Raw genomic sequence first — 25,028 nt, 5'->3', positions numbered from 1 at the left:
CCATGTCCTCCCCCGACTTCACCGACTTCACGGTCGGCGAGCCGCTCGCCGACACCGCCGCCCCCGCCGGGCCGATCGCCGAACGCTGGGACACCCGCCGCTTCCAGGCCAAGCTGGTCAACCCCGCCAACCGCCGCGGCCACCGGATCATCGTCGTCGGCACCGGCCTGGCCGGCGGCTCAGCCGGCGCCACGCTCGCCGAACAGGGCTACCAGGTCGTCCAGTTCTGCTACCAGGACTCTCCGCGCCGCGCCCACTCCATCGCCGCCCAGGGCGGCATCAACGCCGCGAAGAACTACCGCAACGACGGCGACTCCGTCCACCGCCTCTTCTACGACACCGTCAAGGGCGGCGACTTCCGCGCCCGCGAGTCCAACGTGCACCGCCTCGCCCAGATCTCCGTCGAGATCATCGACCAGTGCGTCGCCCAGGGCGTCCCCTTCGCCCGCGAGTACGGCGGACTCCTCGACACCCGCTCCTTCGGCGGCGTCCAGGTCTCCCGCACCTTCTACGCGCGCGGCCAGACCGGCCAGCAGCTCCTCCTCGGCGCCTACCAGGCGCTGTCCCGGCAGATCGCCGCGGGCAACGTGGAGATGCACCCCCGCACGGAGATGCTCGACCTGATCGTGGTCGACGGCCGGGCCCGCGGCATCGTCGCCCGCGACCTGATCACCGGAGAGATCTCCACCCACTACGCCGACGCCGTCGTCCTCGCCACCGGCGGCTACGGCAACGTCTTCTACCTCTCCACCAACGCCATGAACTCCAACGCCACCGCCGTGTGGCGGGCCCACCGGCGCGGCGCGTACTTCGCCAACCCCTGCTTCACCCAGATCCACCCCACCTGCATCCCGCGCACCGGCGACCACCAGTCCAAGCTGACCCTGATGAGCGAGTCGCTGCGCAACGACGGACGCATCTGGGTGCCGAAGGCGCAGGGCGACACCCGCCCGGCGAACGAGATCCCCGAGGAGGAGCGCGACTACTACCTGGAGCGCATCTACCCCTCCTTCGGCAACCTCGTCCCGCGCGACATCGCCTCCCGCGCCGCCAAGAACGTCTGCGACGAGGGCCGCGGCGTCGGCCCCGGCGGACAAGGGGTCTACCTCGACTTCGCCGACGCCGTCCGGCGGATGGGCCGGGCCAAGGTCGAGGAGAAGTACGGCAACCTCTTCGACATGTACGAGCGGATCACCGCCGAGAACCCGTACGAGGTGCCGATGCGGATCTACCCCGCCGTGCACTACACGATGGGCGGGCTCTGGGTCGACTACGACCTCCAGACCACCGTCCCCGGCCTCTTCGCCATCGGCGAGGCCAACTTCTCCGACCACGGCGCCAACCGGCTCGGCGCCTCCGCCCTCATGCAGGGCCTCGCCGACGGCTACTTCGTGCTCCCGGCCACCATCAACGACTACCTGGCCCGCCACCCGCACGCCGAACCCGTGACCGACGCCCACCCCGCCGTCCAGGACGTGCTGGCCGAGACCGAGGACCGGATCCGCCTCCTGCTCGCCATCGACGGCGACCGCACTCCCGACTCCTTCCACCGCGAACTCGGCGAACTCATGTGGGAGTTCTGCGGCATGGCCCGCACCGAGGACGGCCTGCGCCAGGCGCTGCGCCGCATCCCCGGGATCCGCGAGGAGTTCTGGCGCCGCATCAAGGTCCCCGGTGTGGGTGAGGAGTTCAACCAGTCCCTGGAGAAGGCCAACCGGATCGTCGACTACCTGGAGCTCGCCGAGCTGATGTGCCTCGACGCCCTCCACCGCGCCGAGTCCTGCGGCGGCCACTTCCGCGAGGAGTCCCAGACCCCGGACGGCGAGGCGGCCCGGCGCGACGAGGAGTTCTCGTACGCCGCCGCCTGGGAGTTCGGCGGAGCGGGCGACGCCCCCGTCCTCCACAAGGAAGACCTGACCTTCGAGTACGTCCACCCCACCCAGCGGAGCTACGCATGAGGCTCAACCTGCGCGTCTGGCGCCAGAAGAACGGCGCCACCGAGGGCGCCATGGCCACCTACGAGGTGGACGGCGTCTCACCCGACATGTCGTTCCTGGAGATGCTGGACACCCTCAACGAGGATCTCATCCTGCGCGGTGAGGACCCCGTCGCCTTCGACCACGACTGCCGCGAGGGCATCTGCGGCGCGTGCAGCCTGGTCATCAACGGCGACGCCCACGGCCCCGAGCGCACCACCACCTGCCAGTTGCACATGCGCTCCTTCCGGGACGGCGACACCATCGACGTCGAGCCCTGGCGGGCCGCCGCCTTCCCGGTCGTCAAGGACCTGGTCGTCGACCGCTCCGCCTTCGACCGGATCATCCAGGCCGGCGGCTACGTCAGCGTCCCCACCGGCTCCGCGCCCGAGGCCCACGCCACCCCGGTCCCCAAGGCCGACGCCGACTACGCCTTCGAGCACGCCGAGTGCATCGGCTGCGGCGCCTGCGTCGCGGCCTGCCCCAACGGCTCGGCGATGCTGTTCACCTCCGCCAAGGTCAACCACCTCAACGTGCTGCCGCAGGGCGCGCCCGAGCGGGAGACCCGGGTCCTCGACATGGTCGCCCAGATGGACGCCGAGGGCTTCGGCGGCTGCACCCTCACCGGCGAGTGCGCCACCGCCTGCCCCAAGGGCATCCCGCTGCCGTCGATCTCCGCCATGAACAAGGAGTGGCTGCGGGCACGGCGCACGTCGCGTAGCAAGTAAGGGGGTTCAGCGGCGGAGGTACGCGAGGACCGCGAGCACCCGGCGGTTGTCGTCGGCCGAGGGCTCGATCCGCAGCTTCGCGAAGATGCCCGCCGTGTGCTTCGCCACCGCGCTCTCACTGAAGTGGAGGGCGGTGGCGATGGCCGCGTTCGAGCGCCCCTCGGCCATCAGCCGAAGCACCTCGTGCTCGCGCGGGGTGAGCGCCGCCGTGTTCCCGCGCGCCTCGCTGCGGGCGAGCAGCCGGGCCACCACCTGAGGGTCGAGCACCGTGCCGCCCGCGGCCACCGTCCGTACCGCGTCCACGAATTGAGCCGTGTGCGTCACCCGGTCCTTCAGGAGATAACCGACGGCGCCCTCGCCGCCGGCCAGCAACTCCTGGGCGTACAACTGCTCCACGTACTGCGAGAGGATCAGGACCGGCAGGCCCGGCCGCTCCCGGCGGGCCTCCAGGGCGGCCCGCAGCCCCTCGTCGGTGAAGCCCGGCGGCAGCCGGATGTCGATCACGGCGACGTCCGGGCGCTCCTCGCGCAGCGCCCGGACCAGGGCGGGATGGTTGTCGACGGCGGCGACCACCTCGCAGCCGTGCTCCTGAAGGGTGCGGGTCAGCCCGTCCCGGAGGAGGAAGAGGTCTTCGGCGAGGACGACACGCACGGTATCTCCAGGGTCGCGAGAGTGGGACCGCCCGGCGGACTGTCCAGGGCGAGGGTTCCGTCGAACGCACGCAGCCGGCGCAGCACCCCGTGCAGCCCGCCGCCGCCCGGAGCGGCGGCCGGAGCGGCGGCCGGAGCGGCGGCCGGGGCCGCGCCGCCGTGCCCGTCGTCGGCGACGGTGACCCGCAGGAGACCACCGGTGTGGGCGAGGCCGATCCGGACCTCCTGGGCGCCGGAGTGCTTGCCCGCGTTGGCGAGCAGTTCGGCCACCGCGAAGTAGGCGGCGGACTCCACGGCCGCCGGCAGCCGGCCCGGCGGCAGACCGGCGGTGTCCACCCGCACATCGAGAAAGCTGTCGAGCGCCAGCGAGCGCACCGCGTCGCCGAGCCCCCGGTCGGCGAGGACCGGCGGCAGGATCCCGTGCACCAGCTCCCGCAGGTCCCCCAGTGCCCGCTCCGAGACCTCCCGCGCGTCCGCGAGCAGCGCACGCGCCGCCGCCGGATCGCTGTCGAGACGCCGTTCCGTCTCCGCCAGGGTCATCCCGAGCGCCACCAGGCGGGCCTGCGCCCCGTCGTGCAAGTCCCGCTCGATACGCCGGAGTTCCGCCGCCTGGAAGTCCAGCGCGTCGGCCCGGGTGCCCGTCAGCTGATCGATCCGGCGGACGAGTCGTGTCTCGTACGGCTCCGAGAGCGCGCGCCCGGTCCAGCGGGCGTGCCGGGCGGCCGCCCAGGGCGCCAGGAGCAGCCCCGTCGCAGCGAAGCCGAGCCCCAGCAGCAGGGCCGCCGCCATGGTGGCGGGGGAGACCACCGGCACGAACGCGTACCAGTTGCCGTCGCCCAACCACCGCCACACGAAGGGCTGGACGAGGGCTCCGAACACCCCGTACCAGAACAGCGCGAGCGGCACCGCGACGAGCAGTCCACCGGTCACCGGCTCCAGCCACGCCCAGCGCAGCTCCCGCCAGAAGCCCGCGTCTCCCAGGATTCCGCGCGCGGTGCGGGGGAGGGGTGCGGTGGGGACGGCATGGAGGGCCCGGGCCCGGGCCCGGGCCCGGTCGGCGCGCCGCCGCAGCATGCGCGCCGCGGGCGGAAGGAGCGGGAATCCCAGGCCGACGGGAAGGAGGAGCAGCGCACCCACCACCAGAGCACCCGTCAGGGGCAACGCGAGGGCGGCGAGGGACAGCAGCTGGCAGCGCCGGAGGCTCCGTGCCGCGGCCCGGACCGGCAGGCCGGACCGGGCCGACCGGCCTGACGTGCGGCCGGGGCCGTCGGCCGGCCGCACGTCACCTACTGTTCCCATCGCCCGTTCCCCCGCGACCCCTGTCAGAGCGCGCCCCGTCGCGCCGCGTCGCCGATGGTATCCGCCGGCCGCCGCAGCCCCCACGGCACCGCGGCGAGCAGCGCCGCCGCTCCGAACAGGACCATCGGGGCGACCGCGCCCGACTCCTCGTCCATGAAGAGCAGCATCCCCAGATTGACCAGCGCGTGGAAGCCGCCCGCGAGCAGCAGCCGGTTGGCCCGGACCCGCTCCAGACCGAGGCCGAGCACCACGGAGAGCGCCATCGTCGCCACCAGGAATCCCGCCGCGTACGCCGGTGCCTCGGCGAACACCCCCACGTGCCAGACGCCCCACACCGCACCGACCAGGAGCGAGGCGGTCCACGGACCGAACCGGACGCGCAGCAGCGGCTGGAGGAAGCAGCGCCAGCCGATCTCCTCCCCGCAGGCACCCACCAGCTGGGCCGCCACGATCAGCGCGAAGGGCTGGTCCAGGGTCCTGGGATCGGTGAACCCGGGATCGCCGGTCGACAGCCCGTACCCGCCCGCCGCGAGCCCGATGACCAGCGGCGCCGTGAGCGGCAGCCACAGCCCGGGGCCCCGCTCGTGCTCCGTGCCCCCGGGCGAAGGCAGCGCCCCGGCGAGCCGCGCCCGGATCCGCCCCCGCCAGAGCAGCGCCACCACCAGGACGCCCAGCGCCGGCCCGAACTGGGTCAGCTGCACGACCTCCGTGGGTATCCCCGTCCCCGGCTGCACCGCCCCGAGCAGCCCCGCCGCCACGAACGCGACCGCGAGGAACACCCCCGTCTCCGCCTTCCACACCCGCATCCCGCCGGCCTCCCCGTCGTTCGGCTCCTGATCCGTCGCCGTCGACTCTGCCGCTCGGAGCGGGCCGGGCCACTGGGGCCAGATACCGGACCGGGGTGCACCTGGGTACACCCCCGGTCCGTGTACGGGGGCGGTGGTCAGGCTCCGACGGCGCGCAGGGTGCCCGGGCGGCGGCCCATCAGTCCGTCGAGCGCCACCTCCGTGGCCTCGTCCGCCGGCAGGTACACCACCAGGCGCTGGGCGTCCGTCTCGGTCGGTTCCAGGACCTCGTACGCGAGGCGCAGCTCACCCGCCTCCGGGTGGACGAAGCGGTCCACACCGGAGCGGGAGGGTACGGGTGCGGGCCCGCCGAGCCGGGAGGAGAAGGCCGGTCCCGCCGTCACGGTCAGCTCCTGGACCAGCTCCGCCATGTGCGGGTCGCTGCGGGTGAGCGAGAGCTGAAGGCCGGCCACCTGCTGGTCGGCCACCCGGTCCCAGTCCGGATAGACCTCACGGGCGCGGGGGTCGGTGAAGACGAAGCGCGGCAGGCTGGGCCGCTCGCCGTCGAGGAGGCCCACCGGGCCCGCGAGCCGGGCGTAGCCGTCGGTGTGCGCCACTATCTCGCCCAGCATGTTCAGGACGAACGCCGGGGTCGGGCCGAGCCGGTCGAGCAGCGCCCGGACCGGGGCCCGCACCTCGTTCGCCGGGGTGGGCGCCCGGGTGCACATGTGATGGTGGGTGCCGGACTTCATCAGGTTCCGCAGATGCAGCCGGGCTTCGAGCGGCAGCCCCAGCGCCTCGCTCAGCGCGCCGAGCACCTGCGGCGAGGGATTGCGGTCCCGGCCCTGTTCGAGCCGGGCCAGGTACTCGACACTGATCCCCGCCAGCATGGCCAGCTCGGTCCGGCGCAGGCCCGGGGTCCGCCGCCGGGGACCGGCCGGAAGCCCGGCCTCGGCGGGGGTCACGGCCTCACGACGGGCGCGCAGGAACGCCCCCAGCTCGTTGTCGCTCATCCGTCGATCGTACGAGCGCGGGCGCGGGTGAGGGTGGCCCTGTCACTACCAGGCTCCGCGACTACCAGGCTCCCCACTACCCGTCTCGGCACGGCCTTCCTCGCCGTGCCACGCCGCGCGAGCGTGGAGCCCATGACCGCTGAAACGCAGAACACCGTCCCCGCCGCCCCCACCGCCCCCACCGCCCTCCCGCTGACCCCGGGCCGCTGGGCCTTCGACCCGCTGCACTCCTCCGTCGGCTTCGTCATCCGCCACTTCGGGATCTCGAAGGTCCGCGGCCGCTTCAACGACTTCGAGGCCGAGCTCGCCGTCGGCGAGACCCTCGACGCGTCCTCGGTCACCGCCACGGTCCGGCTCGCCTCCGTCGACACCGGCAACCCGGACCGCGACGCCCACGTCCGCGCCGCCGATCTGCTCGACGTCGAGAAGCGGCCCACGATGACCTTCCGCTCCACCCGGATCTCCGGAGACGGCGAGGACTGGACCCTGGAGGGCGAGCTCACCATCGGCGACGTGACCCGGCCGATCGCCTTCGACGTCGAGTTCGGCGGGGTCGTGGACAACCCCGTGGACGGGCACAGGCACGCCGGCTTCGACGCCACCGGCGAGTTCCGGCGCAGCGACTTCGGCCTGGACTTCGCGCCCGGTGTCCTCGGTGACGTCATCAAGGTCACGCTGGAGATGCAGTTCGTCGACCCGCGGTAGCGGCTCCGGGGGGGGTGGGGGGAGAGGTGGGTCGAGGCGGGTCCGGCGGGGAGACGCCCGGGTGCCGGAACCGTACGGGGGCCGGGGCCGGCACCGTACAGGGGCCGAGGGGCGGTGATGCGGTCCCGGCTCAGATGCCGAGCCGGGCCGCGAGGAAGCGCGCGGTCCGGCTCTCCGGCGTCCGGGCCACCTCCGCGGGCGTCCCCTCGGCCACGATCCTGCCTCCCTCGGCCCCGCCACCCGGCCCCAGGTCCAGGACCCGGTCGGCGGTCGCCACCACGTCCAAGTCGTGCTCGACCACCACCACGGTGTGCCCCGCGTCGGCGAGCCCGTGCAGCTGCCGCATCAGCACCTCCACGTCCGCCGGGTGCAGCCCGGTCGTCGGCTCGTCCAGGACGTACAGGGTGTGCGCGCGGCGCGGCCGCTGGAGCTCGGCGGCCAGCTTGATGCGCTGCGCCTCGCCGCCGGACAGCTCCGTGGCCGGCTGCCCGAGGCGCAGATAGCCGAGGCCGACGTCGAGCAGAGTGCGCAGCGGCCGGGCCGCGGCCGGGGTGCCGGCGAAGAAGTCCGCGGCCGCCTCCACCGTGAGGTCGAGGACCTCGGCGATCGTCCGCCCCCGCAGCCGTACCTCCAGCGTCTCGGGGTTGTAGCGGGCCCCGTGACAGTCCGGGCAGGGCGCGTACGTGCTCGGCAGGAACAGCAGCTCCACCGAGACGAAGCCCTCGCCCTGGCACGTCTCGCAGCGTCCGCCCGGCACGTTGAAGGAGAAGCGGCCCGCCTTGTAGCCGCGCGCGCGTGCCTCCTCGGTCTCCGTGAAGAGCTTCCGTACGACGTCGAACAGACCCGTGTAGGTGGCCAGGTTGGAGCGCGGGGTCCGGCCGATCGGCTTCTGATCGACCGTCACCACCCGGGCCACACCGCCGCCCTCCTCCGCCACCTCGGTGAGCGCCCCGACCAGCGTCGACTTGCCGGACCCGGACACACCCGTCACCGCCGTGAGCAGCCCGAGCGGGAACGCGGTCTCCAGAGCCCTCAGGTTGTGCCGGGTCACCGGGCCGACCCTCAGCTCCCCGGACGGGGCGCGCACCGCCCGTACCGGAACCGGAGCCGGATCGAAGAGGAAACGGCGGGTCGCCGACTCCGCCACCTCCGCGAGGGACTCAGGCGGTCCGCTGTGCAGCACCCGGCCGCCGTGCTCACCGGCCCGCGGCCCCACGTCCACCAGCCAGTCGGCGTGCCGCACCACATCCAGATGGTGCTCGACCACGAACACCGTGTTCCCGGCCGCCTTCAGCCGGTCGAGGACCACGAGCAGCGCCTCCGTGTCCGCCGGGTGCAGACCGGCGGACGGCTCGTCGAGCACGTACACCACTCCGAACAGGCCGGCCCGCAGTTGGGTGGCGAGCCGCAGCCGCTGCAGCTCCCCGTTGGAGAGCGTCGGCGTCGCCCGGTCGAGGCTGAGATAACCGAGCCCCAGCTCGGTGACGGTGGCGATCCGCGCCACCAGGTCCTCGGTGAGCACCCGGGCCGTCTCGGAGCCGTCGTGCGCGGCGAGCGTGCGGGCGAGCCCGGTCAGCGGCAGGGCAGCCAGTTCCGCGATCGTCCGGCCCGCGAAGGTGACCGCCAGCGCCTCGGGCCGCAGCCGGCTGCCCCCGCACACCGGGCACGGCGCGCTGGTCAGGAAGCGCTCGGCCTTCGCCCGCAGCGTCGCGCTCTTCGAGTCGGAGAAGGTGTGCATCACATAGCGCCGGGCGCTCATGTACGTGCCCTGGTACGGACGTTGGATCCGGTTCGCCTCGCGCACCGGGTGCACCGTCACCACCGGCTGCTCGTCCGTGAACAGGATCCACTCGCGGTCCTTCGCGTCGAGCTCCCGCCACGGCCGGTCCACGTCGTGGCCCAGGGTGTCGAGCACGTCCCGCAGGTTCTTCCCCTGCCAGGCCCCCGGCCACGCCGCGATCGCGCCCTCGCGGATCGACAACCCCGGGTCCGGCACGAGCAGTTCCTCACTCGTCTCGTGCACCCGGCCCAGACCGTGGCACGAAGGACACGCCCCGGCCGCGGTGTTGGGGGAGAAGGCGTCCGAGTCGAGCCGCTCGGCGCCCGGTGGATAGGCGCCCGCGCGGGAGAACAGCATCCGCAGCGAGTTGGACAGGGTGGTCACCGTGCCCACCGAGGAACGGGCGTTCGGCGCCGCCCGTCGCTGCTCCAGGGACACCGCCGGCGGCAGCCCGCTGATCTCCCCGACCTTCGGCGCCCCGACCTGGTGGATGAGGCGGCGCGCGTACGGCGCGACCGACTCGAAGTAGCGCCGCTGCGCCTCCGCGTAGATCGTGCCGAACGCCAGCGACGACTTCCCCGAGCCCGACACCCCCGTGAACACGGTGAGCGCGTCGCGCGGGATGTCGACGTCGACCCCGCGCAGATTGTGCTCCCGGGCGCCCCGCACCCGCACGAACGGGTCGTGAGGGGCGGCGGCGGAGCCGAGGGGGAACGGGTCGGTGCGGTCGGTGCCGGTGTCGCGCATCCGCTGATTCTAGGCCCGGCTTGCCTCGTTTGCCCTGGTCAGGCCCGCCAGTCGAGCCAGCGCGCGGTACGAGTCGAGCAGCGCGTCCCGGTCGTGGGTGCTCGTCGTCACCAGGACCTCCTGCGCGCCCGTCTCCGCCACCGCCCGCGCCAGCTGCTCCGCGACCTGCTCCTCGGTGCCGTACACATGCCCGCTCAGCCCCGCCTCGTAGAAACCGCGCTGCTTCTCCGACATCGGCAGCGCCTCGATCCGCTCCGGCGGCAGCAGCGGCGGGAACACACCGACCGTCCGCGCGCACGCCATCGACCAGGCCTCCGGCATCAGCAGCCGCCGCGCCCGCTCCTCGCTGCCGGCCACCACGACCGTGCCCGCGACCATCACATACGGCTCGGCCGACCACACCGAGGGGACGAACGCGGACCGGTACGTCCCGACCGCCTCCCGCAGCCGCGCCCGGCCCCGCAGATCGCCGATCACCAACGGCAGCCCGGCCGCCGCCGCGATCGCCGCGCCCTCGCCGGTCGCCAGGACGTACGGCGGCACGCGCAGCCCCTCCGCGGGCCGCGCGTGCACCTGCGGATGCGCGCGCTGCGTACCGGTGAACCAGCCGAGCAGCTCGTCCAGTTGCTCCGCGAAACGGTCCGCGTCCTCCTTGTCCCGGCCGAGCGCCCGCCGGATCCCGTCGGTGAATCCGACCGAACGGCCGAGCCCCATGTCGATCCGCCCCGGGAACAGCGACTCCAGAACACCGAACTGCTCCGCCACCACCATCGGCTGGTGGTTCGGCAGCATCACCCCACCCGTGCCGACCCGGATCCGCGAGGTCGCCCCGGCCACGGCCGCCGCAAGCACGGTCGGCGCCGACCCGGCCACCCCGGGCACACTGTGGTGCTCCGCGACCCAGGTCGGTGGTACACCCTGCTACCACTCGGGATGCGGGCCGTACCCGCAGGTCAGAGGCTGGTCACATGCACAGAGGCAGCACGGACGACAGACCAGAGGTCGACCTCCTGCTCAGGAAGTCAAAGGTTGTCCGGGAAGGGGAGCGGGCCCTGTCCATCCGGGCGCAGGAGGACCGAGGCCGCCAGTGGGCTGACCAGGAAGGGTACCGGGTCCGCAAGGTCTGGAAGGAGAACCTGTCCGCGTGGTCCGACATCCAGCGGCCGAAGTACGACGCCGCCATGGACGCCGTGCTGAACGGAGAGGTACCCGCCCTGTGGGTGTACGCACTGGACCGATTCACCCGGAAGGGTGTAGAGGCCATCGTGCCGATCCTCGGCCGGGCCCGTGTGATCTTCGACTACGAACAGCTGGACAGCTCCATCGAGCGCGATCGTCGCTGGATCATCCAGCGCGCTGAGGACGCCCGCGAGTACTCCCAGAGGCTCAGCCACAACGTACGGACGACCAAGGCTCGGCAGCAGCGCGAGGGGAAGTGGCTGAACCAAGCCCCGTACGGCCTGGTGGTCGACCCCGTCACCCGCAAGTTGTCCCCGGACAACACTCGGCGCAAGGGAGAGAAGCGGTCGCCCTGGGCGGTCGTTGTGCGGATCTTCGACAGCGTCGCCGGGGGCACGTCGTCGCGCGCGCTGGCGAAACGGTTCAACGCAGAGGCCATCCCATCTCCGTCAGGGAAGACATGGCGAGCGAACACCATTGGCCGGATCGTTCACCACCCCGTCTACTGCGGTTGGCTCACGGTGGCTTCCGGCAATGGACACAAGCCCGCCAAGTACCTCGACGACAAGGGAAACCCGGTCCGCTGCGTCGAGCCGGAGACGGTGCCGAAGATGATCCCGGAGGAGACCGCCGACAAGGCTCGGGCAACCCTTGCCGGACACGCCGTGCGGCCCGCGGAACGTCCCGAAGGTCGCCGCTGGTACCCGCTTGCCGGCCTGCTCTACTGCGCGTCGTGCAACCTTCGCATGGTGGCCGACGGTCTGAACTACCGATGCCAGCTCAAGCCGCAGGGTGGTGCTTGTGCGGAACCCGCGTCCGTGTACCGCAGCGCCATTGAACGGTATGTGTTCGGGGAGTGGGCGGCACGTCTGGGACGGCTGGAACTGGGCGACCCCCTCATGGTCGTCGTGGCAGCGCGCTGGCAGGCCCTCACGGCTCCGCAAGAGACTGAGGGAATCCGGGAGGCCGTGGCCGCCGTGAAGGCCGCTGAGGCAGCGCTCGACCAGTTCCACGCGGACGACCGCGCAGGGTTCTATAAGGGCCGGTCAGCGCGCTACAGGATGCCCGCCAAGCGAGAGGCGGAAGAACGGCTCACCGCCGCCGAGGAGTCGCTGGCGGAGCTGCGCGGACCCTCCATCGACCTGACGGCGTTCGATGACCCGAAGGTGTTCCGGCACATGTGGGAGGCTGCCAGCGAGGGTGACAGGGGAGACCTGCTGCGGCTGGCTATCGACCGCGTGATTGTCCGCAAGGCCAGCGAAGCGGAGCATGGCCGACCGTTCAACGGCGAGACCCGTGCAGTCATCGACTGGGCCACCGTGGATGACGAAGACGCGGCCCGCCTGACGGGCTGAGGGTGATCTGTCGCCTCGGACGGGCCCGGTGGTCCGCGGAACATACACCGTGATCGCCGGTTAGCCTAACCGGCGATTCTGTGGACGATGGATCCCGTTCGCACTTGCTGCTGGGCGGCGGTTCGGATGCGGACGGTGTTGTCCGCACGTTGTCTTTCGCGTGCGGACGCGAGTACGGCGCAGGCACTGTGCGTCTGGTGGCGTCGCCGCCATGGCCCGCCCGGCTTCAGTGCGATGAACAAGAAGAACGCCGTCACCGGCAAGTGCGAGCGCACTGCCGCTGTCTACCGGAGGAATCACATCACTCATCTGCCGCAGAGTTCTGGCTCGGATCTGGAGCCTACCGAGGACGCGTCATATGCTCCTCACGCGTCCGGAGGCCGCCCCGTAGGGTGGTTCCGCGTCGCGGGCCAGCAGGGCGGAAGGCCCATTGCAGTGTCGGCGTGGCGCGTTACGACTGAGGACCGAGCGGTGGCTGATGCCTTGGGCGGGCTCCTGGGAGGCGTACCACAGCTGTTGGAAACCGACGGCGACCAGGTTTTTGCGGTCCAGACACGTTGCGATCGCGTTCGTATCCTGTTGGAAGGAAGTCGGGCTGTCTCGTTTCGCATGGTGATGCGTGGAGAGGGCGGGACTCTCCATGTCTGTGACGGAAACAGGTTTCTGGAGCCGGCCGGGGCGCGTGGATCGCTGTGCGGTTGTCCGACGGGCCTGGCTGACCGCAAGGCAGCAGCCCAGGCTGGTCGCGGGCCGATGCCGGAGGTCAACATCTGCTTTCGACTGGCGGCTCTTCCCGATCTGGGTGTGTTCTGTTTCGATTCGAGTTCATGGGAACTCGCTGCGGAGCTGCCTGAGTTGGCAGCTGCACTGGAGGTGGCGGCTACGCCGGCCTTGGGTGTGCTGTGCCACGAGCTGGTGGAGTTCACCACCCGATCCGGGATCGCCGTGAGCTTCCGGCGGCCAGGAGTCGGCGTCGACCGGGGCTTTGGCGAGGACTCGGTACAGCTTGCGGCGTAACATCGCTTCGCTGGTTGGACGCTCAGTGCGGGAGGTCCCCGCAACGCCACTGATGGGGAGACGCGGTCGTCGTCTCGAGTCCCGGTCGCGAGGCATCCACATCGCCCCTTCACTGACGAAGTGAGCCTGACCTCTGGTGTCATCAGGGGAAGGTGAACGGCAGCGACTTTACCCGTTCTCGATGACCCACCATGTCGAGTGCGTCGCGATCCTTGAGCCCGCCGAAAAGGGCCGCTGACCTGCGGCTTTGCCGAGTGTGCATTACGTGCGTTACGGGCGATATCTTGACGCATATCTGACGCACGCCCGGCTCATACGCTGACTACCCGTCAGCAGTAGAAAGCCGCCCTTCCAGCCGGTGTGACAACCCGGTCGGAAGGGCGGCTTTCTGCTGTGCGCGCCCCAGGGCGCCATCGCTCTCGCCTCGCTTGCCTGTATCGGCGGTCGAATACGCTCCGTAGCTGCACGTCGGCCTGGAAATATGCCTGCAGCCTTATGCGTTGGAGCCGACCACGGAATGGGGAGGTGTGGGAACTGCGGTTGTTCCAGACCATGGACAGGGGCGTGAGCGAGCTCGCGCCCCGGCTCGCCGCTGCCGAAGTGGACGTGCAGCGCCTTGTCGAGACAGGCATGGAGGCGTTGTTGGGCGTCCGGTTCCTGGCATCCGAATACAGCACGGGGCCTGTTCACGCCGGCCGAATCGATTCGCTGGGGCTCGACGCGAACGGGGCACCCGTCGTGGTCGAGTACAAGCGCGGCACGGATCCGGGCGTGATCAACCAGGGGCTCTTCTACCTGAGCTGGCTCGTCGATCACCGCAGCGAGTTCGAGCACCTGGTCCGTGACAAGCTCGGGGCGAACGCCGCGGCCCAGGTGCTCTGGAGCGGACCCCGATTGATCTGTGTGGCCGGCGACTACACCCGCTACGACCTCCACGCCGTGCGTGAGCACCGGCGCAGCATCGATCTGGTCCGCTACCGCTTCTTCGGCAGGGACCTTATTGGCCTTGAGACCGTGGCCACGGCCGCAGGACGGCCGACGCAAGGCAGGCGAGTACAGCCCACGGGACTGGCCGGCATGGGACCGGAGCGTCTTGTGGAGCTGGCGGCAGCGGCGGATGAAGTGCTCCTCGGCCTTGGCGACGGCATCACCAAGGTGCAGCGCAAGCACTACAGCGCCTACCGGCGGCTGCAGAATTTCGCGAGCATCTGCCCGCCCCAGCGGACCAAGGTCCATGTGTATCTGTCGCTTGACCCGGCCGATGTCGACCTTGTCCCTGACTTCACCAGGAACGTGACGGGCCTGGGGCACCATGGCACAGGCGATCTGGAGGTACGACTGCGGACGGAAAGCGACCTCGAGCGCGCTCAAGACCTCTTCCGCGCCAGCTACGCGGCGGCGTGAGGGTTCAGTGCCACGCGCACGCGAATCCACGGTCGTGTCGTCATTCAGGGCGGTGTGGTGAGTGTGCCCTTCGACGGGCCGGCAGAAGGTGGCGGTGGAGATATCCACCATCCCGAGAGTCCCCGGTTGGGCTAACCGGGGACTCTCGGCTACATTGCGCCGCGCATGCCGCTCTCGGGACGAAGTGGCAGCGTCCCAGCCAGAGCATCCCGGCTGGCTACGATGCGCTTACCGCGTCCATACCGTCAAACGGAACCCCAGCCCAGGGCCACGCAATCCGCTTCGCTCGCCACGGTCTGTGAGACGGAAGGACCAGTCCGGTGCCAGAGCAGGCGGTGCCGTCACCAACCTGGCGGACCTGCCAGGCATCCGTGCCCTTGCGCTCCGAGTCCCGGCCCGCAGTCTGCCGTGCCGCACCCTCGTCGTGGTGACATACCCGGTCGCTCACTGCGCGTCTTCGTCACGACGGCAGGCGTTCGTGGGACGGTCGCGGTGACGCTGTGGCGCTCTGCGGGGAGTGGCAGCGCGCGGCGGTCATCGAGGCAGGCGAGCGGATGGGATGGGCGATATGGCGGGATCGGCTGCTGCGAGAGCTCGGGGACCTGCGCCGACGGCGCGGCGGGTTCTCGCCCCGTTGGCGTTGGCCCAGTTCATCTGCAGTTTTGCGGGCTCGAACATGAACGTGATGATCAATGACATCAGCGAAGATCTGGACACTACCGTGCAGGGTGTCCAGGTCGCGATCACGATCTTCCTGCTGGTGATGGCCGCGCTGATGATCCCGGGCGGGAAGCTGACCGACAAGTGGGGGCGCAAACGCTGCCTTCTGACGGGACTAGTGGTGTACGGCGTGGGGGCGGTGCTCAGTGCGGCCGCGCCGGGGCTGGGGGTGCTGATCCTCGGGAACTCGATTCTGGAGGGCGTGGGGACGGCGCTGCTGATCCCGCCGGTCTACATCCTGACCACGCTGCTGTTCACCGACACGGCGTCCCGGGCGCGTGCGTTCGGCGCGATCATGGCGATGGGCGGGATCGGGGCGGCCGCCGGTCCGCTGATTGGCGGGCTGATCACGAGCGCGATCAGCTGGCGGGCCGCATTTGTGTTCCAGGCGCTCGTGATCGTGGTGATCGTGATGCTCAGCCGCAGAATCGACGATCCGCTGCCGCCCGATCCCGCGCGGCCCTTTGACACGGTCGGGGCTGTACTGTCGGCGGCGGGCCTGGTGCTGCTGGTGACCGGCATCCTGGCCGTCGACGACAACGGCTGGCTGGCGCTGGGCCTGTTGCTCGCTGGTGCGCTCGTGCTGGCCGGCTTCTTCGCCTGGGTGCGGGGCCGCGAGCGCGCCGGCCGGGAGGCTCTGCTGTCGACGGACCTGTTCCGCAACCGCACCTCCAACTTGGGCCTGGTCACCCAGAACACGCAGTGGCTGATGCTGATGGGCGTCTCGTTCACCGTCGCCGCATACCTGCAGGTAGTCCGCGGCTACGACGCGATCGAGACCGGCGTCATCTTCACCGCCGCGACCCTCGGCATCCTCGCCTCCTCACTGGCCGCCGAGAAGCTGGCCCAGCGCCGTTCCCAGCGCACCCTCATCATGGCGGGCTTCGTCGTGACGATCGCTGGCGTAGCCGTGCTGTTGGCTCTGGTCGCCTGGAAGCCCGGTGCCTGGGCGTTCACCCCCGGCCTGTTGTTGATCGGGTTGGGGCTGGGGGTGATGCTCACCCCGTCGGTGAACGTGGTGCAGTCGTGTTTTCCCGAGACGCAGCAGGGCGAGATCTCTGGTCTGTCGCGCAGCATCTCCAACCTCGGCTCCTCGCTCGGCACGGCCGTCGCGGGCACGATCCTGGTGGCAGGACTCAGCAAGGGCGCGTACGCGGCGGCGATGGCGGCGACCGCGGTCGTCGGCCTGGGCGGGCTGACTGCCGCGGCCCTGCTGCCACGCACCGGCCGGCCCCCTGCGACCGGGGCTGGGACGGTTGCACCGCCAGGGGTGCCGCAGGAGTGACCCCGCACCACATGCCCCGTCGACGGTCCAAAGTCTTCCTCGGGCAGCCGACGCCGCGTCTGGTCAGCCTCTCCTGCCCTCGACGCGGTCGAGCTCCTCGTCCAGAGCGAGCGCAGCGTCAATCAGGGCCAAGTGGGTGAAGGCTTGCGGGAAGTTGCCGAGCTGCTCACCGGAGGGGCCGATCTCCTCGGCGAACAGGCCGACGTGGTTGGCGTAGGTGAGCATTTTGGAGAAGGCGTAGCGGGCCTGGTTGACGCGTCCGGCCCGGGCGAGTGCCTCTACGTACAGGAAGCTGCACAGGTTGAAGGTGCCCTCCGAGCCGCGCAGGCCGTCCGGGGAGGCCGCGGGGTTGTAGCGGTAGACGAGGCTGTCGCTGACCAGCTCGGCGTCCATGGCGTCGAGCGTGGTCAGCCAGTCGGGGTCGGTGGGGGTGAGGAAGCCGACCTTCGGCATCAGGAGCAGGGAGGCGTCGAGGACGTCGCTGTCGTAGTGCTGAACGAAGGCGCGGCGCTCCTCGCGCCAGCCGCGTTCCGTGATCTGCTGGAAGACCGCGTCGCGGGCGTCCTGCCAGCCGTCCAGGTCGCCGGGGCGTGAGCGGGTGGTGGCCAGATGGATGGCGCGGTCGAAGGCGACCCAGGCCATCAGGCGGCTGTAGGTGAAGTCCTGGCGGCCGCCTCGGGTCTCCCAGATGCCTTCGTCGGGCCGGTCCCAGTGCTCGGTGAGCCAGTCGATGACGTTGGTGAATGCGCGCCAGCCCCGGAGGCCACCGATGTCCTCGGCCTGGGCGAGGGCGTAGGCGGCCTCACCGTAGATGTCGAGCTGGATCTGGTCGGCGGCGGCGTTTCCAGCTCGTACCGGTGCGGAGCGGCGATAGCCCTCAAGATGATCCAGCACCTCCTCGGTCAGGTGCGGTTCACCGTCCACGCGGTACATGATCTGCAGCGGCTCGCCGGAGGCAGTGCCGCCGGCGTCCAGGCGCTCACGCAGCCACCGGCGGAAGGCGTTCGCCTCCATGGTGAAGCCGAGGCCGATCAGCGCCCGCACCGACAGCGAGGCGTCGCGGACCCAGGTGTAGCGGTAGTCCCAGTTCCGCTCGCCGCCGATCTGTTCCGGCAGGCCCATGGTGGCGGCGGCGATAGGGGCCCCGGTGGGGGCGTACGTCAGCAGCTTGAGGGTGATCGCGGAGCGGGTGACCATCTCGTGCCAGCGGCCGCGGTAGCGGGAGGCGCGTAGCCAGTTCAGCCAGAACGCGCTGCATGCGTCGAAGTCGGCAAGGATCGCGTCGATGGAGGGCGTTCCACCACCGGGCCGACCGCTGAGGTCGCCCAGGTCGCTGGTTTCACTGGTCAGGACGACGGCGGCGCGTTGCCCAGCCTGAAGGGTGAAGCGGGCGGAGACGTCGGAGCCGTCCGGGTGAAGGACGATCGGAGCGGTGACCTGCAGGTGCAGATCGGTGCCGGGCCCCCGGAACAGCACGGATCCGTCGTCGAGGCGCTTAAGGTCATGTGGTGCGCGACCGTAGTCAAAACGGGGTCGGCAGATCAGTTCGAACGGCATGCTGCCGCGTACCACCCGCGCGACCCGAATCAGCCGGTGCCGGGCCGACGGCCTCGTCGACGGGTCGGGAGGCATGAAGTCGACGACCTCGCTGACGCCGCCGGGCGTCATGAAGCGGGTAATGAGGACGGCGGTGTCAGGAAGGTAGAGCTGGCGGACGGCGGCGTCGCCTCCAACATCGGCGGCGAGGCGGCAGAAACCGCCGCGATCGCTGTCGAGCAGTGAGGCGAACACGCTGGGGGAATCGAACCGAGGGGTACACCACCAGTCGACGGTTCCGTCGGCGGCGATCAGCGCCGCCGTCTGAAGATCGCCGATTATGCCGTGGTCTGCGATCGGGGGGTAGTCGTTCACAGCGCCTCCTTGCTCCTCCGCGCCGGCCGAGGACGCACAGCGTCCTAGCAGCGCGGCATCGGCCCGACCCCACGGGTGGGAGGGCCCCACGGGAGTCGACGGCATGGCCGCCGTCCAACCTCGGCCTTTCTGCCCATCATCGCGACAGCGGGCGCCCCCAGCTACTCCTAGCCGGAGCAGCCGGCGACGGCCGCCGTCTCGGCTTGCGGGCCTCTTCGAGGGTCCGATAATTCCCAGCAGCCGCTACTGCCGAACGCCGGGTGGGAACGCGTCCAGGACGCGCCCCTGGCCGAATGGGGCGGGAGGCCTGCGAGGATCCGTCACGCGCGCGGAGCCGACGGGGGCGGCGCCCACCAGGAGGACCACCAGGCCGGCCAGACCCACGACCCCGTACTGCAGGCGTCGGCGGCTCGGTCATACGGCTTGCCGTGCCTCGGAGCCCCCACTCATGACCGGCCCGCCCAGTCGTCCAGCTTTGCGAAGACGAGGTCACCGCGCCGCCGCCGACCGCGATGAGGCCGTAGACCGCGAACATGGTGCGCTGGCCTGTCGGGTGCCCGTGGCACGCCACCAGCCACCCAGGACGGGGAGTCGGCAGGAGCAAGTTCCGTCGTTGGCGGCCAGCCGTTCCATCTACATGCTGCCACCCATCTTTCGAATGGGTGCAGGCCTTTGACGTGCGCTTTCGTGGAAGTGTGCTCGTGAGACGCCTCACGTGTGCAGTGCCGGTACCTAGGATCGATTCGCACTTGCATCGGATTGAGGAATCACACGGGGGTCTTGTGTCATTCGATGAAGAGTGGGCTGCTGCCAAGGCCGCGGTCCGTGAGAAGCAGACGGCGATGCGTCTGAACCAGCTCGACGGCGGAGGCGGCGGCGGTGGAGGAGGTGGGGGTTCGAACCCCGACGCTGTGCTGACGGTGGAGCAGTCGGACCTCGCGGCCATCGGCAACGCCGCCTTCAAGCTGCACCAGCGGCTGGCCACCGACGGCAACCACGCCAGGGCCAGCACCCAGGAGGCGGGCACCGCGATGAAGCAGGAATTCGCGCTGGGCCCGGCTCTGAGCACCGTGGCCGAGAAGTGGGGCAAGCAGCTGACCACTCTGCTGGACGCCTGCGGGCATATCTCCAACCATCTCGAGTACTCCAAGAAGGCCCACGCGGACGACGAGTACGTGATCGCCACGCAGTTCAAGTTCGAGCAGCTCAACAAGGGCTTCGAGGAGAGGGCGCAGCACTGATGGATCTCGATGCCCTCAGGTTCGGGGTTTTCACGCAGCTCGGCACGGCGGCTGGCGACTGGGAGGCCATGGCGAAGAAGCTGTGGGACCTGGAGTCGGACGCCCGCGGCGACCTCGGCGGCAAGGCCGCGAAGGCCCACTGGGAGGGGGTGAACGCCACCGTCACCAAGGAGTTCGTCGGCAAGACGGCCAAGGAGTTCGCCGACGCCGCCACCCAGGCCACCAGCATCGCCAACATCCTCAAGGACACTCACGGCGAACTCGTCGGCTACAAGCAGCAGTTGAACGAAACGATCGAACAGGCCCTGACGCGGAACCTGACCGTCGTGGCCACCGGCGACGGCGGCTTCACCGTGACCATGAACATCCATCCGGACCGTGCCGCCAAGGGCCACGAGGTGCCGGAACACACCCAGGCCGACGTCAACGCCCTGCGCGACGAGGTGCAGAAGATCCTGACCCAGGCCACCGAGAGCGACACCACCGCCGCGCAGGCGCTCACCATGCTCGTCGGCCAGACACCGTACGGATTCTCCGACGCCGCCTACTACGACCGGGACCGCGCCGCGAAGGCCATGAAGGACGCGGAGGAGATCGCGAACCTACTGAAGACGAAGGGGGACGACCTGACCCCCGAGCAGTTCGACCGGCTCAACAAGGACCTCGCCGCCTACAAGGACGACCGGCTCTTCCAGGAGAAGCTGGCCACCACACTCGGCCCGCGCGGCGTGCTGGAGTTCTGGGCCGACCTGTCCGACCCCTCGGACGGCGGCGGTCTCCAGCGGGCCCGGCTGAAGGACCTCGGCGACTTCCAGCAGAACCTGTCCCTCGTCCTGGCCGGCGCTACCCAGTCCGACAGCCCCGCCATGCGCACCTGGGAGAACGACATGGTGAAGCTCGGCGAGGAACGCGTCCAGACCCGCGGCACCCAGGTGTACGGCTTCCAGCTGATGAGCAACCTGATGCGGACCGGCGACTGGGACAACCGGTTCCTCAACGACTACGGCAACGCGCTCGTCGCCACCGAGAAGAAGATGCAGCTCCCCTCGCACTACTGGAACTCCGGGGTGCCGCCGATGCCGAAGATGAACTTCATCGGCGAGGACTTCGGCCGCGACCCGATGACCGGCTTCATGACGGCACTCGCCGCCAGCCCCAACGCCGCCACCGAGTTCTTCAACACCACCGCGCCGGAGGACAACGCCAAGTACGTCCTCGGCGACCGCGACACCTTCGACGACACGCCGCTGGACAGCAAGGACGGCAACTCGGCCACGAACGCCACCGGCGCCGCGCTGACGGCCGCCGCCACCGGCATGAACCCGAACGACCCGACGGCACCGCAGGTCGACCTGACTCCTGAGCACCGCAAGGTCCTCGACCGCTCGCTGGAGTACCTGTCGGCGCGCGGCGACGACTTCCCGGCGGAGATGCGCGACGACATGGCGAAGGTCCTCTCCCGGCACAGCGACGTGGTGCACCACTCGGCGAGCACGCTGGCCGACGACGACAAGGACCCGCGACTCCTTGATCGCGCGGCGCTGCTGGAAGTCAGCAAGCAGGTCTCCCGTGATCAGGACGCGTACGGCATGCTCAACGAGGCCATGAACCGGGAGATGCTGAACGACATCCACACGGGAGTACCGTCGGACCAGAAGGAGACGTTGCAGCGGGCCGGAGCCACCGTCGGCTTCTTGGAGGAAGCCCGCTACCAGGCGCTGCAGACGGACAAGGAAGACCCGAGCTGGAACGCCAAGTGGCTCTATCACGGTTTCGGCGGCGCGGCGAACTTCATCCCTGTCGTGGGTGACGCGGCACAGCGCGGCATCGACGCTCTCGCCTATCAGTGGCAGCTGGACGAGCAGGCCCGGATCAACGATGAGACCGCCCGGATGAACGGGGATACCTTTACTGCGAGGGAACGCCAGCTCCAGGCGCTCGCAGACGCCTGGATCGAGGCGAACCCCGAACACAAGGGCCAGAACAGGTACACGATCACCGGCGAAATCAACGGCGCCGCCTTCGACGGCAACAAGAGGGCCTCGGCTCTGGCAGGTGAAGGATGAAACCTCCGCAGGTCGAGCCGACCTGTCCATCCCTCCGACGTACGAACGCCAGCCGCCGCCGTCTCGCGGCCGCGCTCGCCGGGGCCGGGCTCGCCATGCTCTCCGTGGCAGGGTGTGCCCAGCCCGCGTCGTACGCCGTGCCCGAACAGTTCTGCGGGATCACCATCACGGAGGACGTCCTCCGTCCGCTGCTGCCCGCTGGCAAGGAGTTGCGCGCCGAGCCGGTGGACCTGGGCGGGGGAAGCTCCCGATGCAAGATCTCCGTCGACAAGAAGCTCGCCCTGTACCTCCAGACAGACCTGGCCCCGTCCGACACCGACCCGGTGGAGGTGAGAAAGCGCGAGCTCGACCGGTACGGCAACCCGGCCCCGGTCAACGTCGGCGACCAGGGGCGTGTGGCGGACAGCGGGGCGCTCGCCGCGGCCGCCTGCCAGCGTCAGGGCGCGGACAGGAAGGTGATCGTCGAGGCCCATATCCCGAGCGACCCTCCCCAGGACGTGGCCCAGCGCCGGAAGGACCTCACAGCATTCATCGGGGCGTACTTGCCTGCCGTCCAGAAGTTCCTGGACTGCTCGGGCTGAGCCTTGCCAACCGCACCCAGCGCCTGCCGGCCGCACACAGCGGAGGAAGAGATCAACGGAGCAGTTTCTGTACGAGCTGACCACAAGGTTCTTCGTGGCACGGTGTGCCCAGCACGCGCTGTCGTGCGCCGTGTCCGATGAGGTCTGGGGACCTCCTCCTGCGCGCACCTACGGAGAACGCCGAGGGTCTGTGAAGCGCAGGACGTCGGCGTGCGAGGGGACGGCTCGTGGCTGCTGCGCCCCTGCAGTGTCCCGTTAGGGTGGCGCGGAATCCGGAAGACAATTGAGAAGGGATGGGAAATGCCGAAGCATCGGCTGTCCAGAAGAGGGCGCCACATTGCGCTGGCGACGACGGGGGTCCTCGTCGTCGTTGGTGCGGGGGTGGCAGCGCAGACCTCGATGGCCGCAACAGTGTGGCCGGCGCAAAGGACCTACACAGGCCGGGCGTTCGATGCGTGCACGGCGCCCTCGTTCAGTGCGATGAAGGCGTGGAAGAAGGACGCGTACTACGGCGGTGTCGCTGTCTACATCGGCGGTAAGAACCGTGGCTGTGCCCAGCCCAACCTGACCAAGTCCTGGACGAAGTCCGTAGACACACTTGGCTGGCGGATCATCCCCCTCTACGTCGGAGCTCAGCCGCCCTGCCAGAAGAGCGGGAACAAGGAGCGGTTCACCGCAGCCACCGCGGCCTCGGTCGGGGCGAGCAACGCCAACGACGCGATCGCCAAGGCCTCGGCGCTTGGCATCAAGGCCGGCAGCCCGATCTACCTCAACATGGAGTCGTACGATATCGCTGACAAGGTGTGCAACGACGCGACCTTGACCTATGTGCGGTCCTTCACGAGGACGCTGCGCGCCAAGACCTACCGCGCAGGCCTCTACGGCTTCAGCAGCTCCAGCGCCAAGGCGATCGCCAGCGCCAGGGACCGCACGGACCTCCCGGGCAACCTGTGGTACGCGTTGTGGGACGGCCAGGAGACCACAACCAAGGACTGGCCCTGGGATCCGAAGCTGTACACCGACCACAGCCGCGGTCACCAGTACAAGGCCAACAGCAAGGAGACCCGCGGCGGTTACACCATCACAGTCGATCGCAACGTGTGGGACGCACCGGTCGCCATCGTTGGCTGACCGACGACCTGTGCGGCGGCTCCGCCTCTGCTGGAGACGTGACGCTTGGTTCGTGACGACGCCCCAGGGCGTCGCTGTGCGCCGCGATGAAGCCGTGGAACGCGAAACGGTGCCCTAGGGCCTGTCTCTTGGATCCGTCCGTGAGATCGTCGTGCTCGTGATCGAGTCTTGGGTGATCAATGACGACAGCCCTGTCCCTGTGTCGTCGGCGGGGGTGGTGGAGGCTCTTCGGTCGAGGATCGACAGCGGGCAGCTTGAGACGTGGCTGACCAGTTCGTCTGGACGGTTGCTGGCCTTCGTGACGAATGCCGAGCGAGCGATGGTGGTGCTGCTCGAAGGCGAGGGTGATCCCGGCGAGCACGCCGTGGACCCCGGAACTGCGGGGTCGAGCGACGGGTTCATCCTCTCCAACGGGCAGGGCGACGAGTATCCGGATGAGGACACCGTCCCCATCCGTGAGGCATTCAGGCTCGTGGAGCACATCGTTGGCACGGGCTCTTGGCCTGCGGACGCACGTTGGGTGGTCGATCGCTGAGCGGGCTATCGCCGTGCCCAGATGAGGATCGCGGCGAGGTGGAGCGCGGCCTGGTAGGCGATGGCGAGCTTGTCGGTCCGCATGGCCAGGCCGCGCCACTGCTTGAGGCGGTTGATGCATCGCTCGACCGCGTTGCGCTGCTTGTACGACTCCGCGTCGAAAGTCGGCGGGCGACCGCCCGCACTGCCTCGCCGCAGACGGTGGCCGATCTGGTCGGAGGGCTGGGGGATAACAGCGCGGATTCCGCGTTGGCGGAGGTGACTTCGGATCGCGCGGGATGAGTACGCGCGGTCCGCGAGGACGGCATCGGGGCGGGTCCTCGGTCGTCCGGGGCCGCTTCGCGGAACGCGGATGGCAGCCATGACGGTCTCGAAGGCCGGGGCGTCGCCCGCCTGGCCTGCGGTGACGCGGAGGGCCAGGGGCCGTGCACGGGCGTCACTGGCGAGATGGACCTTCGTACTCAGGCCGCCGCGGGAGCGTCCGAGCGCGTGGTCGTCGGGTTCGGCCCGGCCTGGAGCCCCTTTTTCCTGGCGCCGGCGGAATGCTGGTGAGCCCGGCAGACGGTGGAGTCCACCGACACGGTCCAGCCGATGTCGTCAGCGTCGTCGGCCGCTGCCAGGACCGCGGCGAGGATGCGTTCCCAGGTGCGGTCCACGGCCCACCTGAGCAGCCGTTCGTGGGCGGTCTGGAACGAGCCGAGTTCGTCGGGCAGGTCCCGCCAGGGCGAGCAGGTGCGGTACTTCCACGCGATGGCCGGGTGCGGCGGTGATCGGCCCACCGCCGACCACGGACCGGATCGGCCGGCATCAACGGCTCGATCCGGTCCCACATCGCATCAGTGATAACTAACCGGACAGACACATCCGATCAACTGACCAACCGATCAAAGAGACACGCTCTAGCCCTGCACCCCGGTGAGA

General features: G+C 70.1%; 18 protein-coding genes and 2 pseudogenes. 12 read left to right on the top strand and 8 right to left on the bottom strand.

What is annotated here, in order from left to right:
- Positions 1–2: 2 nt before the first annotated feature.
- Together AB0C73_RS06075 and AB0C73_RS06070 are read left to right on the top strand one after the other, a co-directional pair.
- The gene (locus AB0C73_RS06075; RefSeq protein WP_362525137.1) at positions 3–1,958 is read left to right on the top strand and encodes a fumarate reductase/succinate dehydrogenase flavoprotein subunit; all 1,956 of its coding nucleotides are present in this window, start codon (positions 3–5) and stop codon (positions 1,956–1,958) included.
- On the top strand, positions 1,955–2,704 hold the full coding sequence (locus tag AB0C73_RS06070; protein ID WP_362525135.1) for a succinate dehydrogenase/fumarate reductase iron-sulfur subunit: 750 nt from the start codon (positions 1,955–1,957) through the stop codon (positions 2,702–2,704). Before AB0C73_RS06075 ends, AB0C73_RS06070 begins: the two co-directional genes overlap by 4 nt.
- Before the next feature lie 6 nt (positions 2,705–2,710).
- Here the strand turns inward: AB0C73_RS06070 and AB0C73_RS06065 are convergent, their stop codons facing one another.
- The 4 genes from AB0C73_RS06065 to AB0C73_RS06050 all read right to left on the bottom strand — a co-directional run bounded on the left by AB0C73_RS06065 (position 2,711) and on the right by AB0C73_RS06050 (position 6,451).
- Positions 2,711–3,355 carry a response regulator transcription factor gene (locus AB0C73_RS06065; RefSeq protein WP_362525134.1) on the bottom strand — a complete coding sequence of 215 codons (645 nt, stop codon included), beginning with the start codon at positions 3,353–3,355 and terminating at the stop codon, positions 2,711–2,713.
- The gene (locus AB0C73_RS06060) at positions 3,307–4,653 is read right to left on the bottom strand and encodes a histidine kinase (RefSeq protein ID WP_362525132.1); all 1,347 of its coding nucleotides are present in this window, start codon (positions 4,651–4,653) and stop codon (positions 3,307–3,309) included. The genes AB0C73_RS06065 and AB0C73_RS06060 overlap by 49 nt, the downstream gene beginning before the upstream one ends.
- Before the next feature lie 23 nt (positions 4,654–4,676).
- A complete protein-coding gene (locus tag AB0C73_RS06055; RefSeq protein ID WP_362525130.1) occupies positions 4,677–5,459 on the bottom strand; it encodes a CPBP family intramembrane glutamic endopeptidase in 783 nt (260 codons plus the stop codon).
- A gap of 137 nt (positions 5,460–5,596) precedes the next feature.
- Positions 5,597–6,451, bottom strand: a complete 855-nt coding sequence (locus AB0C73_RS06050) for a helix-turn-helix transcriptional regulator (RefSeq protein ID WP_362525128.1) — start codon at positions 6,449–6,451, stop codon at positions 5,597–5,599.
- Positions 6,452–6,583: 132 nt separating this feature from the next.
- Here AB0C73_RS06050 and AB0C73_RS06045 point away from each other — a divergent pair, with 132 nt between their 5' ends.
- Complete coding sequence (locus AB0C73_RS06045) at positions 6,584–7,156, top strand: YceI family protein (RefSeq protein ID WP_362525126.1); 573 nt, start codon at positions 6,584–6,586, stop codon at positions 7,154–7,156.
- Positions 7,157–7,286: 130 nt separating this feature from the next.
- Here the strand turns inward: AB0C73_RS06045 and AB0C73_RS06040 are convergent, their stop codons facing one another.
- Together AB0C73_RS06040 and AB0C73_RS06035 are read right to left on the bottom strand one after the other, a co-directional pair.
- The gene (locus AB0C73_RS06040) at positions 7,287–9,683 is read right to left on the bottom strand and encodes an excinuclease ABC subunit UvrA (protein ID WP_362525124.1); all 2,397 of its coding nucleotides are present in this window, start codon (positions 9,681–9,683) and stop codon (positions 7,287–7,289) included.
- A 9-nt stretch (positions 9,684–9,692) separates the two neighbouring features.
- Positions 9,693–10,586, bottom strand: a pseudogene (locus AB0C73_RS06035) (MsnO8 family LLM class oxidoreductase); the annotation flags it as partial.
- A 65-nt stretch (positions 10,587–10,651) separates the two neighbouring features.
- Between AB0C73_RS06035 and AB0C73_RS06030 the strand changes: the two are divergent.
- The 4 genes from AB0C73_RS06030 (at position 10,652) to AB0C73_RS06015 (ending at position 16,643) form a co-directional block, all read left to right on the top strand.
- The gene (locus AB0C73_RS06030; protein ID WP_362525121.1) at positions 10,652–12,217 is read left to right on the top strand and encodes a recombinase family protein; all 1,566 of its coding nucleotides are present in this window, start codon (positions 10,652–10,654) and stop codon (positions 12,215–12,217) included.
- An 87-nt stretch (positions 12,218–12,304) separates the two neighbouring features.
- Entirely contained in the window at positions 12,305–13,234 is a 930-nt protein-coding gene (locus AB0C73_RS06025; RefSeq protein ID WP_362525119.1) for a hypothetical protein, read from the top strand.
- 525 nt (positions 13,235–13,759) lie between these two features.
- On the top strand, positions 13,760–14,638 hold the full coding sequence (locus AB0C73_RS06020) for a DUF5655 domain-containing protein (RefSeq protein ID WP_362525117.1): 879 nt from the start codon (positions 13,760–13,762) through the stop codon (positions 14,636–14,638).
- A 568-nt stretch (positions 14,639–15,206) separates the two neighbouring features.
- Positions 15,207–16,643: an MFS transporter gene (locus AB0C73_RS06015; protein ID WP_362525598.1), complete on the top strand. Its 1,437-nt coding sequence runs from the start codon at positions 15,207–15,209 to the stop codon at positions 16,641–16,643.
- A 63-nt stretch (positions 16,644–16,706) separates the two neighbouring features.
- Here the strand turns inward: AB0C73_RS06015 and AB0C73_RS06010 are convergent, their stop codons facing one another.
- Complete coding sequence (locus AB0C73_RS06010) at positions 16,707–18,554, bottom strand: glycoside hydrolase family 15 protein (RefSeq protein ID WP_362525115.1); 1,848 nt, start codon at positions 18,552–18,554, stop codon at positions 16,707–16,709.
- 782 nt (positions 18,555–19,336) lie between these two features.
- On the opposite strand from AB0C73_RS06010, the gene AB0C73_RS06005 reads away from it, so the two are divergent.
- The 5 genes from AB0C73_RS06005 (at position 19,337) to AB0C73_RS05985 (ending at position 24,108) form a co-directional block, all read left to right on the top strand.
- On the top strand, positions 19,337–19,795 hold the full coding sequence (locus AB0C73_RS06005; RefSeq protein ID WP_362525113.1) for a hypothetical protein: 459 nt from the start codon (positions 19,337–19,339) through the stop codon (positions 19,793–19,795).
- Complete coding sequence (locus AB0C73_RS06000) at positions 19,795–21,861, top strand: hypothetical protein (RefSeq protein WP_362525111.1); 2,067 nt, start codon at positions 19,795–19,797, stop codon at positions 21,859–21,861. The genes AB0C73_RS06005 and AB0C73_RS06000 overlap by 1 nt, the downstream gene beginning before the upstream one ends.
- Positions 21,858–22,442 (top strand): hypothetical protein, encoded by a 585-nt coding sequence (locus tag AB0C73_RS05995; protein WP_362525109.1) that lies wholly within the window; start codon positions 21,858–21,860, stop codon positions 22,440–22,442. Before AB0C73_RS06000 ends, AB0C73_RS05995 begins: the two co-directional genes overlap by 4 nt.
- A 300-nt stretch (positions 22,443–22,742) precedes the next feature.
- Positions 22,743–23,573 carry a glycoside hydrolase domain-containing protein gene (locus tag AB0C73_RS05990; protein WP_362525107.1) on the top strand — a complete coding sequence of 277 codons (831 nt, stop codon included), beginning with the start codon at positions 22,743–22,745 and terminating at the stop codon, positions 23,571–23,573.
- A gap of 151 nt (positions 23,574–23,724) precedes the next feature.
- Positions 23,725–24,108: a hypothetical protein gene (locus tag AB0C73_RS05985; RefSeq protein ID WP_362525104.1), complete on the top strand. Its 384-nt coding sequence runs from the start codon at positions 23,725–23,727 to the stop codon at positions 24,106–24,108.
- Between the two features lie 5 nt (positions 24,109–24,113).
- Here the strand turns inward: AB0C73_RS05985 and AB0C73_RS05980 are convergent.
- Positions 24,114–24,969 (bottom strand): annotated as a pseudogene (locus AB0C73_RS05980) (IS5 family transposase).
- Between the last annotated feature and the right edge of the window lie 59 nt (positions 24,970–25,028).

Source organism: Streptomyces sp. NPDC048623 (genome assembly GCF_040650755.1).
In the GTDB taxonomy this organism is placed as follows: Bacteria; Actinomycetota; Actinomycetes; order Streptomycetales; family Streptomycetaceae; genus Streptomyces.
The sequence above is the reverse complement of the archived record's forward strand: the minus strand, read 5'-3'. Positions and strand labels throughout refer to the sequence as shown.

What these genes read in the sequence shown, in the direction of transcription:
- AB0C73_RS06070 (WP_362525135.1), top strand. Translation starts at nt 1,955, where the DNA reads ATGAGGCTCAACCTGCGCGTCTGGCGCCAGAAGAACGGCGCCACCGAG.
- AB0C73_RS06055 (WP_362525130.1), bottom strand. Translation starts at nt 5,459, where the DNA reads ATGCGGGTGTGGAAGGCGGAGACGGGGGTGTTCCTCGCGGTCGCGTTC.
- AB0C73_RS05990 (WP_362525107.1), top strand. Translation starts at nt 22,743, where the DNA reads ATGCCGAAGCATCGGCTGTCCAGAAGAGGGCGCCACATTGCGCTGGCG.
- AB0C73_RS06075 (WP_362525137.1), top strand. Translation starts at nt 3, where the DNA reads ATGTCCTCCCCCGACTTCACCGACTTCACGGTCGGCGAGCCGCTCGCC.
- AB0C73_RS06025 (WP_362525119.1), top strand. Translation starts at nt 12,305, where the DNA reads ATGGATCCCGTTCGCACTTGCTGCTGGGCGGCGGTTCGGATGCGGACG.
- AB0C73_RS06045 (WP_362525126.1), top strand. Translation starts at nt 6,584, where the DNA reads ATGACCGCTGAAACGCAGAACACCGTCCCCGCCGCCCCCACCGCCCCC.
- AB0C73_RS06030 (WP_362525121.1), top strand. Translation starts at nt 10,652, where the DNA reads ATGCACAGAGGCAGCACGGACGACAGACCAGAGGTCGACCTCCTGCTC.
- AB0C73_RS06040 (WP_362525124.1), bottom strand. Translation starts at nt 9,683, where the DNA reads ATGCGCGACACCGGCACCGACCGCACCGACCCGTTCCCCCTCGGCTCC.
- AB0C73_RS05995 (WP_362525109.1), top strand. Translation starts at nt 21,858, where the DNA reads ATGAAACCTCCGCAGGTCGAGCCGACCTGTCCATCCCTCCGACGTACG.
- AB0C73_RS06000 (WP_362525111.1), top strand. Translation starts at nt 19,795, where the DNA reads ATGGATCTCGATGCCCTCAGGTTCGGGGTTTTCACGCAGCTCGGCACG.
- AB0C73_RS06050 (WP_362525128.1), bottom strand. Translation starts at nt 6,451, where the DNA reads ATGAGCGACAACGAGCTGGGGGCGTTCCTGCGCGCCCGTCGTGAGGCC.
- AB0C73_RS06015 (WP_362525598.1), top strand. Translation starts at nt 15,207, where the DNA reads ATGGCGGGATCGGCTGCTGCGAGAGCTCGGGGACCTGCGCCGACGGCG.
- AB0C73_RS06060 (WP_362525132.1), bottom strand. Translation starts at nt 4,653, where the DNA reads ATGGGAACAGTAGGTGACGTGCGGCCGGCCGACGGCCCCGGCCGCACG.